A 12,482-nucleotide genomic window follows, 5' to 3' on the forward strand; every position below is an offset into this window, starting at 1 on the left:
CGCCCTTGTTCGTACGTCACTCTTTCACCCCCATCGCTTGCAGCCGGGACAGTGCGCGCGTCCGTTCGTCATAAAACGTAGTAATGTCCGCCTTGTCCGTGAGCGTTACTTCATCTACGCCCAGGTCGATATGCTGCGTAATGTACGTCGGAGCGGCCGGCTCTTTCGAGGCTAAACGAGGAGTGGATACGGCGAGCATATCGAACAAGGCGGCTTGCTGCCGGTAGTTCAACACAACCTCCTGCCCGTGTGCGACGATTGGGACTGGTTGGCCTTGTAATCCTTGAACGATACCTCCATCTTTGAAGTGCTGTAGCTTTTGGCCGTTATCGTTGGGAACTCCGTACTTGTCACGAATCGCCTGGTTCTCCGCCTGTAGGCGCGCCATTTCCGCCGTATTACCTACCGATTTAGCTTGCGCCCAGGAATCCTTATTAGCGTTATAGCGGGCAAGGTCTAACGCTTCCTGCGCTTCAGCTCGCGCTGCGGTAACTGACGCCATCTTTGCGTTATACTGCGAAACGAAATCGTCAAGCCCCGCGAGTATAGAGGCGTTCGCTCCGGCTGCGGAGGATACGCGGAACGACGCAATCGCGGCCTCAATCGTTTGAATATCGCCTGAATACGATTCGAATGCGGCGAGCAGCGCATCATACTGCGCCTCGGCATCCGCCTTCTCGCGTTCGTACGATTGCTCGCGCGCGGTGATTTCGGCCTCGTACGCCTTGGCTTGCGTATCCTTTTCGTCTTGGAGCGCTCCCTTTTGCGATTCGAGCTCACGTTTGCGGAGTTCGCGTTCATGTTCGAGTACCATCCGGTCGCGTTCTTCGATCGTCCGTTCTCGTTCCACTATTCCTTCCGGACCGACTGCTGATGATAATTCCGCAATGCGTGCGTTCTTCTGCGCGAGCTGCGTTTCGTAGTCGGCGTCCGTATTGAGTTCGGCCTCTTTCGCGAGGAGGTCGTCTATGGCGGCAATCTTAGCGTCCTGAGCGCTGATGTACTCGTCTTTACGCTTTTTAATCGCCTCAACGTCCGCATCTTTTGCCGCCTCGATCGCGTCAAGTTCGGCCTTCTTTGCGGATTCGACCGCTTTCTTTTCTGCGTCTACGAGGTCCTTCGCGAGCTCGACCGTTTTAGTCGTCAAGTCCTTGCGTGCGTTGTATAGTTCCTCGTCAGCCTGCGCGTAAAATTCCGTATTGGACTTGTACTTGTCGCGAAGCTCCTGCCATTTGCGGACTCTAAACGCGGCAATCTCTGCGTCAGATTTTCCGGCGTCCTCCATCTGGCGGATTTCCTTTTCGATAAGCTCCGCGCGTTTATCGTACGTGTCGCGTTCCTCCTGCGCCGAGGCTTGCGCTAGGTCTTTCCGGGCTTGGCGCACCTCTTCGTCGGCCTTCTTGTACTGGTCGGAGTCAGCGGCGTACTTCTTCCTAACGTTCGTCCACAAATACAAGCGTTGGTTCGCCATATCTTTCTCCGACTTTCCCGCATCCTCCATACGCTTCATTTCCTGGTCGATGGTAGTCTCGGAGAACTCGAAACGGGACTGTACGGAATCTTCACCGAGACGTTTAAGTTGTAGGGAGAGCGTGCGGGCGTCGTCTACACTCTCTTTGAGGAATTGCGCGTGCTTCTTCTTGAGAGCTTCGTATTTCTCGATTTGTTTTTCTGCCGTGAGGTTGTAGAAATCAGATTGGAACTGCACGGTTTTAAGGTCGGCATCGTACAGTTTTTTGCGGAGTTCGGCGGCAATTTCGGCAGGGGACTTACCGGGCTTTTCCGTTTTGGGTTTCGGTTTCGACGTTCGCTGCTTCTTAGGCTTCGATAGGTCAACGCCGGGACCGGTTGTTCTGCCGGAGTATGCGTCCAAGTTTCCGCTTGTTAGCGCGGATTTTTGCGCTTCGAGTTCGTTTAGCGCCGACTGTACTTGGTTCTGCTCCGGATATAAGGCATCTAGGCGCTTCTGCCCGTGGACGTAGACTTTCTCGGCCGCAAGGGTATCCGGATCGTTTAGCGCTGAACTTCCGGATGCGCTAATGACAGCGTTCATCGTCTTGAGGAGCGCTTGGTAGTTCGCGATTTGCGCCTCGATCGCGGCTTTTTGCGCTTTCGTCGTCCGCTCCATTTGTTCGATGCGGGCTTTTTCGACCTTTAGCGTACCATCGAGCAGGCTGCGTTCGGCTGACGCTTGAGACTCCGCGAGGTTTATGTTCGTAATGCGGAGATTCCCTTCCTTATCCATTTCCGTATGCAAACCAGGATACTGCTTAACTAGCGCAGCCGTCGCCGACCGCAATTGCTCTTTCTGACCGGCGTCAAGTCTCTGCGCGCTGGACAGCTTTTTATACGAAGCTATACTCGACTCAATCGCCGTCAGACGGTCGTTACTTGCAGCCGCCGCCTGTAGATTAGCGCGCTCCTCCTGCAGCAGCGCCGGTACCGAATCGTTAATCGCTTTGTTCATCTTCGCAATTCCGCCCGCCGCATCCTCACTACTTGCGTACCCTAAATCGCGCAGTCTCTTGTCCGCCGCTTCGAGTTCATCGTTCAGCTTGCGTAACTCTGTCGCACCTGCACGCCAGTCCATCCGGGTGTTACCGCTCTTCAAGTCCGCAATCCTGCGCTCGATCGCTTCACGGTCACGAAGTGCCTGCGTAGTTTCTTCGATTCTACCGCGCAAGTCTTCGAGGTCGCCGGTTGTGCGCGTTAATGGCGATTTACTGAGTGCGTCGTTAAGAGACGTTTGAGCCGCCGCAAAGTCTTCCGCAGCTTTTTTCGTCTCTGCGTACTTGCCGGCTAACGCTGCTGCACCCGCTGCTAATGCGGAAATGGCGAGTGAGATTGCGCCGATAATCGGAAGACTCGCGGTAAAAGCGGTCATACCTGCAGCAGCCACCGTAGAAGTAGCGGCAACCTCTTTTAATACGGCAACAAGCGAAACTCCGACCGCTATCAACCCGCCAACAATCGGTCCTGCTGTAGCAAACGCAATAATTGCGCCCTGTACAGGCGGGCTCAAATTTGTAAACCCATTGATGAGGCCCGTAATCTGCTCCGTGACTATTCGGACGGCTGGCGCGAACTTATCGCCTACCGAAATTCCAGCCGATTCAAGCGCGGACTGCATCTCGTTTATCGAACCTTTGAGCGTGTCCATTTGCGTCCCTGCAACTTGCTCGGCCGTTCCTCCTGCGTTTTGAAGCGACGCGGTGTACGATTCGAGCGTTGACTGTCCATTCGAGATGAGCGTTAGAAATCCGCTTGCTGCCTCTTGGCCTACGAGCGTTGCGGCTACGTCGGCCTGCTGCGCTTGTGTCAGGCGGGAAAAAGCGCCTTGCATCTGTCCGATGATTTGCGCGAACGGGAGGACGTTGCCAGTGCTGTCCTGGATTGATACGCCGAGCTTCTGCATGTAGAACGCGGCTTCCTGCGACGGTGACGCGAGCTGCAGGAGGATAGCGCGAAGGGACGTGCCTGCGTTTTCACCACGAATACCGGCGTTAGACAGCGCTTCGACCGCTGCCGTCGCTTCTTCTACGGACAGGCCCATGTTCGCCGCAACCGGAGCAATGTATTTCATACTTAGACCCAGGTCCGAAATATCCGCGTTCGAGTCGATAGACGCTTTTGCTAGTACGTCCACTACGCGGCCTGTTTCTTCCGTTTCAAGGCGGAAACCGTTCAGTACGCTTGCCGCGATGCTGGCCGTATTCGCTAAGTCCATTTGTCCAGCGGCGGCAAGCGATAAAACGCCGGGCATGGCGGTCATAACGTCCTTCGTTTTAAACCCGGCTTGTGCGAGGAGGGCTTGCGCATCCGCCGCTTGCGAAGCGCTGAACACCGTCTGAGCCCCAAGCTGTATCGCCTGCTCACGCAACTTTTCGAACTCGGCTCCGGTCGCCTGCGTAATCGCCTTAACCTTCGCCATCGCTTGCTCGAATGATGCTGCCGTCTGAACGGACTTCGTAATAATCGCCGCCATCGCAACGGCAAGTCCGATATAGGCCGCGCCTAGCGCCTTGACTTCGTTCGCTGTCCGGTTCGTAGCAAGCGCGTTCTTTTCGATCTCCTTCGCGACTTTATCGATCTCGGCCGCGCTCGCGCCAAGCTTACGCATCTCGTCCGTAACGGCTGCGATCTGTTTACGGAGTAATTCCGGATTCGCCTTCCGGAGCGCATCGTTAATCCGCGTGATCTGAGCGGAGGACGCGCCCACGTCCTTGAGCGCCATGTTCAACCCCATGAACGACGCTTGCGCCTGGTGTGCGGAGTGGCCGAGTTCTGCCGATTTCTGCTTTGCTTTATCCATGCCCGCAGTATAATTGCTTATATCAACTGTGAGCTTCGCTTTTATGGCGCCTACCTCTACGGCATCCACTACGCCAACACCTCGGCAATCTTCGCAACGAGTAACGTCGCTTGTTCCCGTTCTTCCGGCGTCATGTCCGGCACTAACCCCGCAGTTTCAAGGCCATACAAAATTGCAGCCGCAGCCGCTGCGTTTGCTGCCTGTTTCTCTTCCTCCGTACCTTCCGCTTTCTTGATATCCGAGAAGTGACCTAACTGCTTCGTGATTAAATCTATTGTTAACGCTAAAATCTCATAGTTCATTCGTGATTACCTCCGTTCAAAATAAAAAGAACCGACGCTTTTGCGCCGGGTCCCGTTATGTTTCTGTTTATCCGATTAACTTCGCTTTGAGTTTTAAGTATCTAGCGGCATCCGTTGCCGTCTGCGAAAATAACGCCTCGTTAAACAATCGACCGAGCGCGTCTAAGTCCGGCCGTATTCCGCTAATATCTACCGTACTTGGATCAACGTTCTGCCCTAGCAGTATCACCGTATGATCTCCGGTCACACTGTACTGACCATTGTCGTGCTTTGTAATGCGCAATTCGTCGCCCGTCCCTACCGGGATAAAATCGAGACATTCCATCCGCCAGAAATGCGGGAACGGTTCGGTTTTGACGGTAATAGACGTTAATCCCTCGGGAAGCGGTAGTACGCCGTTAAATCCGGCCATCTCGCAGGGAGCGCCGCCTTTGACGTAGCTAATTCGGGGCCAGCCATGAGTCAGCTTGACGTGCTTATATCCAGTGACGTCAACCGTTTGGTCACTTGTGCCTGTTACTCCGCATTACCTTCGTTAGTTCGTTTAAACTGGCTATATACCTGCCGCGCGATTCGTTGAATGTCGTTAAGCGTGCTTTCCGGCTTAAGTAACCGAAAGAACTGCTCCGCAATCGCGACCATTCCCGTTGTAAAAATGACCTTATCCCCGATGCAGCGCGCTTTCGGATAAGTGTCCGTTACCAAGTAATTGACCCCTCTGCTGTTCGCTGAGATACGACCGTCTGCGAATACATAAATCTGACCTTTTGTATAAATAGATACACATAAGCTCAATTGCTCATCCCCCTTTTATTTGAAAAGAGCCGGCGTTTAAATGCGCCAGCCCTTCCGTGATTATTCGTATCGTGATTAATTACTCTCATCTGCGGTTCCCCTTTCGTATTCGCGTTTTGCAAGCGCCCATCGCGCAATTACTGCCGGCGTTGGATTGCGCTGAGCTGCTACCCGCGCTGCTTCTACGTCCTCAGCGGTAACCTTCGGCGGTTCCGGCGCAGGAGCCGGCCGTTCCGATGGGTTTTCGTAATCGCGTTTGATTTGCGAGTACAGGGCAAGGTTGGTTGGTGAAGGGTAGCGTTCAGCATATATTCGCGCTTCCTGGACGTCATCAGCCGTCAAGGTATCGCCGTTCTGTAATTTGCCGCGTAAACCTGTCGCTACTTTATGCATTACTTGTCACCTCGCTTCACGTGCAGAACACTTTGGACGGTACGTCCGTTATCTAAATCGTATAGGTCAGCGCCAGTAATCCGGTGTGTGTCGCCCTCATTGACATTAGCAAATCCGACTTCGCGCATCTCGTAACGATGAGGCTGCGGCCATCTTCCGGGGTACATCGTATTAAGTACCGCGTCCTTCTCATCGTCAAACTCTCGCACAGCCTTGCGGTACGCCGTGTATGCGTCGATATAAGCCAGCTTTGCGGAGAGGAGCTCGTCTCGCGCGGGTTGAATGAGCTCCGCAAAATAACGAGGTTGGAAATCAGCATTCCAAGCCGTGACTACATCCTCCGGCGTTGTTTTTGCGGAAAAGGCAGTTTGCGCTATTCTTGATTCCGTATCCTTGCGGAGAAATACTCGCTCCGCTTCTACGATCTTGTCAGAGACTGCGTCGAGTTTAGAACTAACGTCTTCTCCTGAGTAAAGAGACTCTCGAATAATTGCCTCATACTCCGCTTTCAGAGCTTGGGTAGTTTCGAGGGCGCTGTCCCGTTCGAGCTGGGCTGCCGCTTGCTTATCGCAAATTTCTTGTCGATCTCTCACGTAATTATCAATCATTTCAAATCTCATACTTACCATTCCCCTCGATTATTTTTAGTAAGGCCCGAACATGCCGTCCAATCATCACACGCCAGCGTGGTAACGGAGGCAACGGAATAGGCGGTGCTGTCGGCTTGATCCCGTAAAGCTCTATCAGAATATCGCGATTATCCTCGACAGCGCGGCGGGCGGACATTGTATCTGACGGGTGTTTGATCGCTGCAGCCACGCCAGCCACCGCCAGGCAAGCCGCATAGATTTCGGTATTTGCCGTCCAGAGGTCGAACGTCTCGAACTGGTGTGCTTCCGCTAGTTCCCGCGCCGCCTCAACTGCGATTGAAGCGTCTGTACCGTACGGCCACGGCCAGGTAACGGAATCCAGCAAATGGCCGTCCTCACCGTAAAGCTGCGCGGAAAGGAACGTCATAGTTTCGAAGGCCGCCGTTTCGACAATTATCAGCGGACGCATGTCTAGCTCACTCCGCTAATCTGACATATGTCGCGCATACCCGGCCCCGCTTATCCTCTCCGCGTTCAAAGACCACGCGCTCACCCGGAAAGAAGTTCGCTGTATCCGAGTCGCCGGCGGCGGAAATGTGGAAGAAGACGTCTCTTCCGCCTTTCACTCCGATAAATCCAAAGCTCTTTTCTGTGTCAAACCGCTTCACTATGCCACGAAGCCGCTGCGGACCTGCTTTCACGCGTTCTTTCTTCGGTGCGCGTGGGCTTAGCGCGATTGACGGGATAATACCCGGGATTTCATCTCCTGTCCCTGTACCTCCCGCCCATGTGTTTGCTTTTGGGTAAAGTGTCATTGTACATTTCTCCTCATTGTTTGATTGGCTTTGCTGACCTCCACAATCGCGGAGCCATGAACCGTATCCAACGCTCGGTGACGGAATCGCCGTATGTAAGTTCGCGCTGTCTGCCGTTCCTAACGTCAATCATGCGGACAATCCGGTTGTGTCCGGACGGTGTTATCGAAATTACATAGACGTCGTTTTTCACCGCTTACCCCTCCGTGCAACGTTGAATTTTAGGTGCCGGCACTCGACCGACTCTTCGCCGCGCCAAACCTTGCAGCGCGTGTCCGTCCTTCCCATTGCGGCCAGTAGCGCGCAGGTCATATCGGAGTGCCGAAAGTATCCGCAGTAATGCTTTGCGTCAAACTTCCGCTCGTTCATCTTCGCGCCCACTCCTCGGCGAACAGTTCGGCTGCACCCGGAATATTTGACCGAAAAGTGATAGCGGCTTTCTTGTCGATATTTTGCGCTACCCCTGCGCCGATGGCGAGCGATTCAACCGCACAGAGTACCGGATCGCGCAGCAACTCAATTCCGTAAGACCTCGGCAATGTCTCGCGCGGCTTCATCGAGGCCGCCGTATCGTAAATACTGACGGATTCAAGGACCTTTTCGTCTTCGATTCGCAATTCGTGAACAACGTGCATCTTACGTCTCTCCTTTTTCGTGTATATATTGACGTTCAAGCGTGCTTTATCCGTGAAATAAGGCACGCCAAATAGCCCGGCGATAGATTACCGCCCGGAATTATTGCGCGTCTTATTTGCGCTGATTTTACGTAATTTGGACACCGAACATGCGCCGGACTGTGCGGCTATATTCGGCAGGTACGAGGTACTGAAGCGCGCTGACTTCGCCTTTCTCGTAGTAAGTGGCCGCGACCTTGAATCCGTAGCTGCGGCGGATTTTCGCATGAATCGCGCGGTCTTCCGTGTACGCTTGGATATTGCCTGCGGCGTCGCGCCAGAGTGCGTTGGACATTCCGTTTCTTCCATTCGTCGGTCAGCAGTTACCGTAAATTTGTGCCTGCGTAATTCCCTGGCGTTTAACGTCCGCCTGTACGACATCAAAAACGCTAAAATATACTTATGTCGAAATCTGGTTCGTCCTCCGCATCTGCCGTAAGCACCTGGTCTACCTGGTCGCGTGTGGGAACGCCGAATGTCGGAGCGCTTTGCGGAGTGTTTACCGGAATACGCGGCCCGTCGTGCGTTACCAGCTTCGTTCGCTGGGAGCGCTTCGGGCGGCTGGCGCGTTGCAATGCCTTTGTACGGCGGGCTTCCCCTTCGGCGCGAGCTTCGGGAAACCTACGGTAAAAAGCGGAATCGTCTTCGATTGGCTTTTTTAAGTTGTACGTCTTATTATCACCTTTTGCGTGTGATAGGACTTCTACTAATCCCCAAGTAACTAAATCGCCGATTAATTTGCGTACGTGTGTCTCACCGTAGCCTGTTTCAAGTTGAATTGTATAGGACGGCGGGAATGCGTAGCCGTAATCAACGTTCCAATAATGGTATATCGTGTCATACACCGCAATGTGATCGCTCTTGAATCCAGGAATATTCATATACAGCGTCCGGAGCGCTCTTGCTGACGGAACAAATACATTTGACTGGAAAGGTTTTTGACTGGACATAACTGGCCCCCTTTAGTTCGTTTGACTTTTTGCCGCGAGAATTTTGCGGAGCGTAGCTGAATCCTCGAATATAAATACATTCAAGGCGGCATTTCTTCTATGTGGCTCCGTGCGGACCAACTTTAGGCCTTGCGCCATCAATTCCCCAGCAATGCGCTGTGTGAAAATAGGATATTCTCTCATCGTTCTCCCCCTTTGTCTGGTAACCCCCACGCGTTGTGTGGTGGTCGGTAAATCTTTGTGTTGACTTTGTCTTTTTTCTTTGCGCACTCAATATATGTGTACCTATCACTAATGAAATACGTCCGTGTCTAAATAGTGACTTTCTATTTGGGCGCGGTAATATAATTCTTATTACATAATTCTTAGTAATAATTATTAATACACCACACGTGGCGCGGTGGTTACCCACATGACGTGTGGCGGTTACCCACATGACGTGTGGCGGTTAGCGCTAATTGCGTTTCATCATAGATCGCGAGAAGTCTTTCAAGCTTTCCGGCGCTCAATTCAAACTCTTCAATACAGTTACGGCGCATTGTATCGTTAATAGCGCGTTCTCCTTTCTCCACCCGCCAGAGATGCGATTCAGATACGCCAAGCAGCACCGCCATTTCCGCAAGGGAGAGTCGGTATACCGCCCGCAACCTTCTAACGGTGGTGTGGTCGATGTTCATAGCGTTAGCCTCCTTTATTGCGCAAGATTTCTTGCGTAGTGAATAAATAAAAAGACCGCCATCATACCGCCGGGCAGACGATACAAAGACGATTAAAGTTCCCTTCGTTGTATAAGGTCATGAAAACAGCAAAAATATAAGTAAACGCGCAAACAAAAAAGAGCCTAATCCGGCCCTCTCACCTATGTATTTTGTCGCCAGCTAAAAATCAGTAGTCTACCCGGCGAATTGGCTTCTTCCGCCCGCCGCCCATCAAGCGCGCCCGCTCTCTGGCCGCATATATCTGCGCCAGCTTGTCTGGATCGTACGGTTTCTCGTAATTCCACAGCCGCCGCATATACGCCTCGGTATCGTATCGGCGCGGCTTATTCGGTTTGTCTGTGTCCTGTCTCGCGCGCTGGTCTGCCCGCTGCTCCGTCTTCCGTACGGTCTTACACGACGGACCGCACACTTTCGCGTTGCCCGGCCGAGTCCTATCGCGGAAGTAGTAGCTGCAGACTGCGCAGCGCTTTATTTTCGGGCCCGCCGGCGGATGTTTAAGCAGATCGCGGATAACGAGCCGCGCCTCACTTGGCGTAAGCCCTTCCGTTAGCTCGCGTGCGTATTCGACCGCTCCTTCTCCCGGTTCCATTGCGCCCCTCCTTTCGTAAATTTAAGATAACCCGATAAGCGCAATTCGTAAATCTAACTTTCAAAAAATTGGAACCTACGTTCGCCTAGCCCGTATTACTACCATAAAGAAAAACGGACGACCCGTTGCCCGATTCCCGGATTCGCTCCGGCCGAAGTCGTCCGCAGTGCCAGGCGGTTGCCAGCCGCTATATGTTAACGCAGCCTGCGCGCGGCCAAGCGTACAGGTGCAGGAATTAGCGTAATTGAATCCGGCCAATAGTTGGCGCTAGAGGCCGGAATAGTGTTCCGCAGACTGTTGGCGCCGTCTACGTTGTTACCCGAAGCATGGCGGTCCGTGTTAGCGCACGGGCGGTCATCATCGAAGGTTTAGGCCGGTACTGCGCTAACACAGGCGGCGGCCTCCGTTTCTGCTGGCGGGAGAATGAACCCAAGGTCAACGGCTTGGCTGACGGTGATGTCGATTACATTAGCGACCGATCTACGGTCTACGGTTGGCAGTGCGTGGAAAAATGCGCCAGGGAGTACGATGATTTGTTGACGGCGGTGCTTGCTGTTTGCGTGGAAGGTGGAATTGAGTTTAGTGACGATAAAGTTTCCGGTTCTGCAATCGCGCGCGTATCCAATCTCAATCGTTTTTGCCATGAATGACCTCCGCGTTTAAAGCCCGCCGGCTATTATATGAGTGCGGATTTCCGCGACCGGGAAGTTCCCGGTTTCGAGCGCCCCGCAGCGCATCTCATCAGGCGGAGACGTTACGACGGACCAACGCGGCCAGTAGTTCGACCGCAGACATTTCCGTTATACGGTCAAAGAACGCGACATCATCGACGACGAGGTCGAAGCCGACCGAACCGGGACCGCCAGTTGTCCGGTACTCACCGTTGACACGGTCGATGCGCTCAAGGATAACCGTTTTGTACTCGGTATCTATGTAGAACGCGTGTCTTGCGTCAACCAGGACGCCCGGGTACTCGCTGCGTACGGTGCCTTCTTCGATATCATGAATCTCCGTGATAACTACGATCTTATTCATAGGAACACCTCCCGGACGAATACGCCGAGAAGGATGGCGGAAGCTTTAGCGAGAGTCCAGATAGCGGATTTAATCAAGGCGCGGCGGTTACGAACGGAAGCGCGGGTGCATGCGCGGGACGGTGATGGGGAGACTTCGACAGCAGTCAGAATTGAAATAAGATTTGGCATTGCGGAATCCTCCTTTATAATGGTGAAACGTTATGGTACAATCTTCGTATTAAACATTGTAACAAGATATCATGTAAACTAGATTACTTGTTGTCTTGATTACAAGATACCATCAACCTGTAATGATGTCAACTAGATTACAATTATTTATTTGGAGGAATATTTGTGATTAGATTTTCGCTTGATAAGCTGATGAAAGCGCGGGGATTAGAACAGAAGGATATTGTGGAGATTACCGAAATCAATCGGAACACAGTCAAGGCGCTCGCTAACAACGCGAATAATCGTATAGACTTTCCAACGCTTGACAAGCTGTGCCGTAAGCTCGGGGTAAAGCCGGGCGACTTGATCGAATACATAGAAGACGAAGAAGACCGCGCCGAATAACGGTAGCGGTCTTTTTCATGTATGAAATGTCCTATAATAGGTAATTTTATGACTTTGAGAAATACACGCTTACAAAAGAATAGCGGGAGAAGCGATATTCGAGATTGGTTATCGACTAAAACGTGTACGTGATGCAAAGTCCAATAGCCTCGATCCAGAGGAGCGTCTCATCTCACAGCAGCGAGAAGATGTTGGCGGCTGGATTCGGTGGCTTGAGGATCACGTTGATTTCAAACGAACTCAAGCGCATATGTTCATCACGGTATTTGATGACGCCGGGTCTACTGATGTTTGCACGTTCAAACATCGCGGACTGCGCGCCCTTTACGAAATCGCAACGCTACCGCCCGAAGACCGGACGCGCGGCCATACGCTGAAATCCGGAGAAACAAAGACGCCCGACGAAATGACCGTACGCGAGTTGCGCGAAGTCAAGGCGGCACTCAAAGCGGAGCGTGAGGCGCGGGCCAGCGTATGCTTGCGGTTTGCAGCGGTGATAAGAAGGTTCAACCTTGTCACAAAATGTTACGACCAGCAGCGCGAACTCCTCGAAGACCTACCGGTATCCTTAACGTACGAAATCGCAGCTCCATCCGCTGAGTCAACGGAACCTAAACGCCAGGCGGCTTTTTAGCGCCTTCTCGCGCTTCCCCTACCGAATACCCTCCCGACGGATTACGCAGGCTAATACACGCTGATTTACGGTGAAATGGCGACGAAAAAGCGCCAGCCCTAACGGATTGATTCCGCT

At 52.9% G+C, this 12,482-nt stretch carries 19 protein-coding genes; 3 read left to right on the plus strand and 16 right to left on the minus strand.

Annotated elements, in window-relative coordinates:
• Positions 1 to 16: 16 nt before the first annotated feature.
• The 14 genes from VK70_RS26520 to VK70_RS14595 all read right to left on the minus strand — a co-directional run bounded on the left by VK70_RS26520 (position 17) and on the right by VK70_RS14595 (position 10,139).
• Entirely contained in the window at positions 17 to 4,381 is a 4,365-nt protein-coding gene (locus VK70_RS26520) for a phage tail tape measure protein (RefSeq protein ID WP_025696286.1), read from the minus strand.
• On the minus strand, positions 4,381 to 4,614 hold the full coding sequence (locus tag VK70_RS14530; RefSeq protein ID WP_025696287.1) for a hypothetical protein: 234 nt from the start codon (positions 4,612 to 4,614) through the stop codon (positions 4,381 to 4,383). The genes VK70_RS26520 and VK70_RS14530 overlap by 1 nt, the downstream gene beginning before the upstream one ends.
• A gap of 67 nt (positions 4,615 to 4,681) precedes the next feature.
• Positions 4,682 to 5,026, minus strand: coding sequence for a hypothetical protein (locus VK70_RS14535; protein ID WP_025696289.1), 345 nt, complete (start codon positions 5,024 to 5,026; stop codon positions 4,682 to 4,684).
• A 104-nt stretch (positions 5,027 to 5,130) separates the two neighbouring features.
• Positions 5,131 to 5,409 carry a hypothetical protein gene (locus VK70_RS14540; RefSeq protein WP_025696291.1) on the minus strand — a complete coding sequence of 93 codons (279 nt, stop codon included), beginning with the start codon at positions 5,407 to 5,409 and terminating at the stop codon, positions 5,131 to 5,133.
• 75 nt (positions 5,410 to 5,484) lie between these two features.
• Complete coding sequence (locus tag VK70_RS14545) at positions 5,485 to 5,802, minus strand: hypothetical protein (protein ID WP_025696293.1); 318 nt, start codon at positions 5,800 to 5,802, stop codon at positions 5,485 to 5,487.
• On the minus strand, positions 5,802 to 6,422 hold the full coding sequence (locus VK70_RS14550) for a hypothetical protein (RefSeq protein WP_025696295.1): 621 nt from the start codon (positions 6,420 to 6,422) through the stop codon (positions 5,802 to 5,804). Before VK70_RS14550 ends, VK70_RS14545 begins: the two co-directional genes overlap by 1 nt.
• A complete protein-coding gene (locus VK70_RS14555) occupies positions 6,412 to 6,861 on the minus strand; it encodes a hypothetical protein (RefSeq protein ID WP_025696297.1) in 450 nt (149 codons plus the stop codon). The genes VK70_RS14550 and VK70_RS14555 overlap by 11 nt, the downstream gene beginning before the upstream one ends.
• Positions 6,862 to 6,868: 7 nt before the next feature.
• Entirely contained in the window at positions 6,869 to 7,207 is a 339-nt protein-coding gene (locus VK70_RS14560) for a cold-shock protein (protein ID WP_025696299.1), read from the minus strand.
• A gap of 13 nt (positions 7,208 to 7,220) precedes the next feature.
• Positions 7,221 to 7,400 carry a hypothetical protein gene (locus VK70_RS14565; protein WP_025696301.1) on the minus strand — a complete coding sequence of 60 codons (180 nt, stop codon included), beginning with the start codon at positions 7,398 to 7,400 and terminating at the stop codon, positions 7,221 to 7,223.
• Positions 7,401 to 7,572: 172 nt separating this feature from the next.
• Positions 7,573 to 7,842: a hypothetical protein gene (locus VK70_RS14575; protein ID WP_025696304.1), complete on the minus strand. Its 270-nt coding sequence runs from the start codon at positions 7,840 to 7,842 to the stop codon at positions 7,573 to 7,575.
• A gap of 127 nt (positions 7,843 to 7,969) precedes the next feature.
• On the minus strand, positions 7,970 to 8,176 hold the full coding sequence (locus VK70_RS14580; RefSeq protein WP_025696307.1) for a hypothetical protein: 207 nt from the start codon (positions 8,174 to 8,176) through the stop codon (positions 7,970 to 7,972).
• 94 nt (positions 8,177 to 8,270) lie between these two features.
• Positions 8,271 to 8,831 (minus strand): hypothetical protein, encoded by a 561-nt coding sequence (locus VK70_RS26525; RefSeq protein WP_025696309.1) that lies wholly within the window; start codon positions 8,829 to 8,831, stop codon positions 8,271 to 8,273.
• Positions 8,832 to 9,235: 404 nt separating this feature from the next.
• Positions 9,236 to 9,508 (minus strand): helix-turn-helix domain-containing protein, encoded by a 273-nt coding sequence (locus VK70_RS14590; RefSeq protein WP_025696310.1) that lies wholly within the window; start codon positions 9,506 to 9,508, stop codon positions 9,236 to 9,238.
• A gap of 208 nt (positions 9,509 to 9,716) precedes the next feature.
• Positions 9,717 to 10,139 carry a hypothetical protein gene (locus tag VK70_RS14595; RefSeq protein ID WP_025696312.1) on the minus strand — a complete coding sequence of 141 codons (423 nt, stop codon included), beginning with the start codon at positions 10,137 to 10,139 and terminating at the stop codon, positions 9,717 to 9,719.
• 326 nt (positions 10,140 to 10,465) lie between these two features.
• Between VK70_RS14595 and VK70_RS28350 the strand changes: the two genes are divergently transcribed.
• Entirely contained in the window at positions 10,466 to 10,789 is a 324-nt protein-coding gene (locus tag VK70_RS28350) for a hypothetical protein (protein WP_155986928.1), read from the plus strand.
• A gap of 91 nt (positions 10,790 to 10,880) precedes the next feature.
• Here the strand turns inward: VK70_RS28350 and VK70_RS14605 are convergent, their stop codons facing one another.
• Both VK70_RS14605 and VK70_RS28355 read right to left on the minus strand, forming a co-directional pair.
• On the minus strand, positions 10,881 to 11,174 hold the full coding sequence (locus VK70_RS14605) for a hypothetical protein (RefSeq protein WP_025696317.1): 294 nt from the start codon (positions 11,172 to 11,174) through the stop codon (positions 10,881 to 10,883).
• On the minus strand, positions 11,171 to 11,344 hold the full coding sequence (locus VK70_RS28355) for a hypothetical protein (protein WP_155986929.1): 174 nt from the start codon (positions 11,342 to 11,344) through the stop codon (positions 11,171 to 11,173). Before VK70_RS28355 ends, VK70_RS14605 begins: the two co-directional genes overlap by 4 nt.
• Positions 11,345 to 11,509: 165 nt before the next feature.
• Here VK70_RS28355 and VK70_RS14610 point away from each other — a divergent pair, with 165 nt between their 5' ends.
• Together VK70_RS14610 and VK70_RS28620 are read left to right on the plus strand one after the other, a co-directional pair.
• Entirely contained in the window at positions 11,510 to 11,731 is a 222-nt protein-coding gene (locus VK70_RS14610) for a helix-turn-helix domain-containing protein (RefSeq protein ID WP_025696318.1), read from the plus strand.
• A gap of 250 nt (positions 11,732 to 11,981) precedes the next feature.
• Positions 11,982 to 12,365: a hypothetical protein gene (locus VK70_RS28620; protein WP_025696320.1), complete on the plus strand. Its 384-nt coding sequence runs from the start codon at positions 11,982 to 11,984 to the stop codon at positions 12,363 to 12,365.
• Positions 12,366 to 12,482 lie beyond the last annotated feature (117 nt).

Source organism: Paenibacillus durus ATCC 35681, assembly GCF_000993825.1.
Classification (GTDB): domain Bacteria; phylum Bacillota; class Bacilli; order Paenibacillales; family Paenibacillaceae; genus Paenibacillus_AQ; species Paenibacillus_AQ durus_B.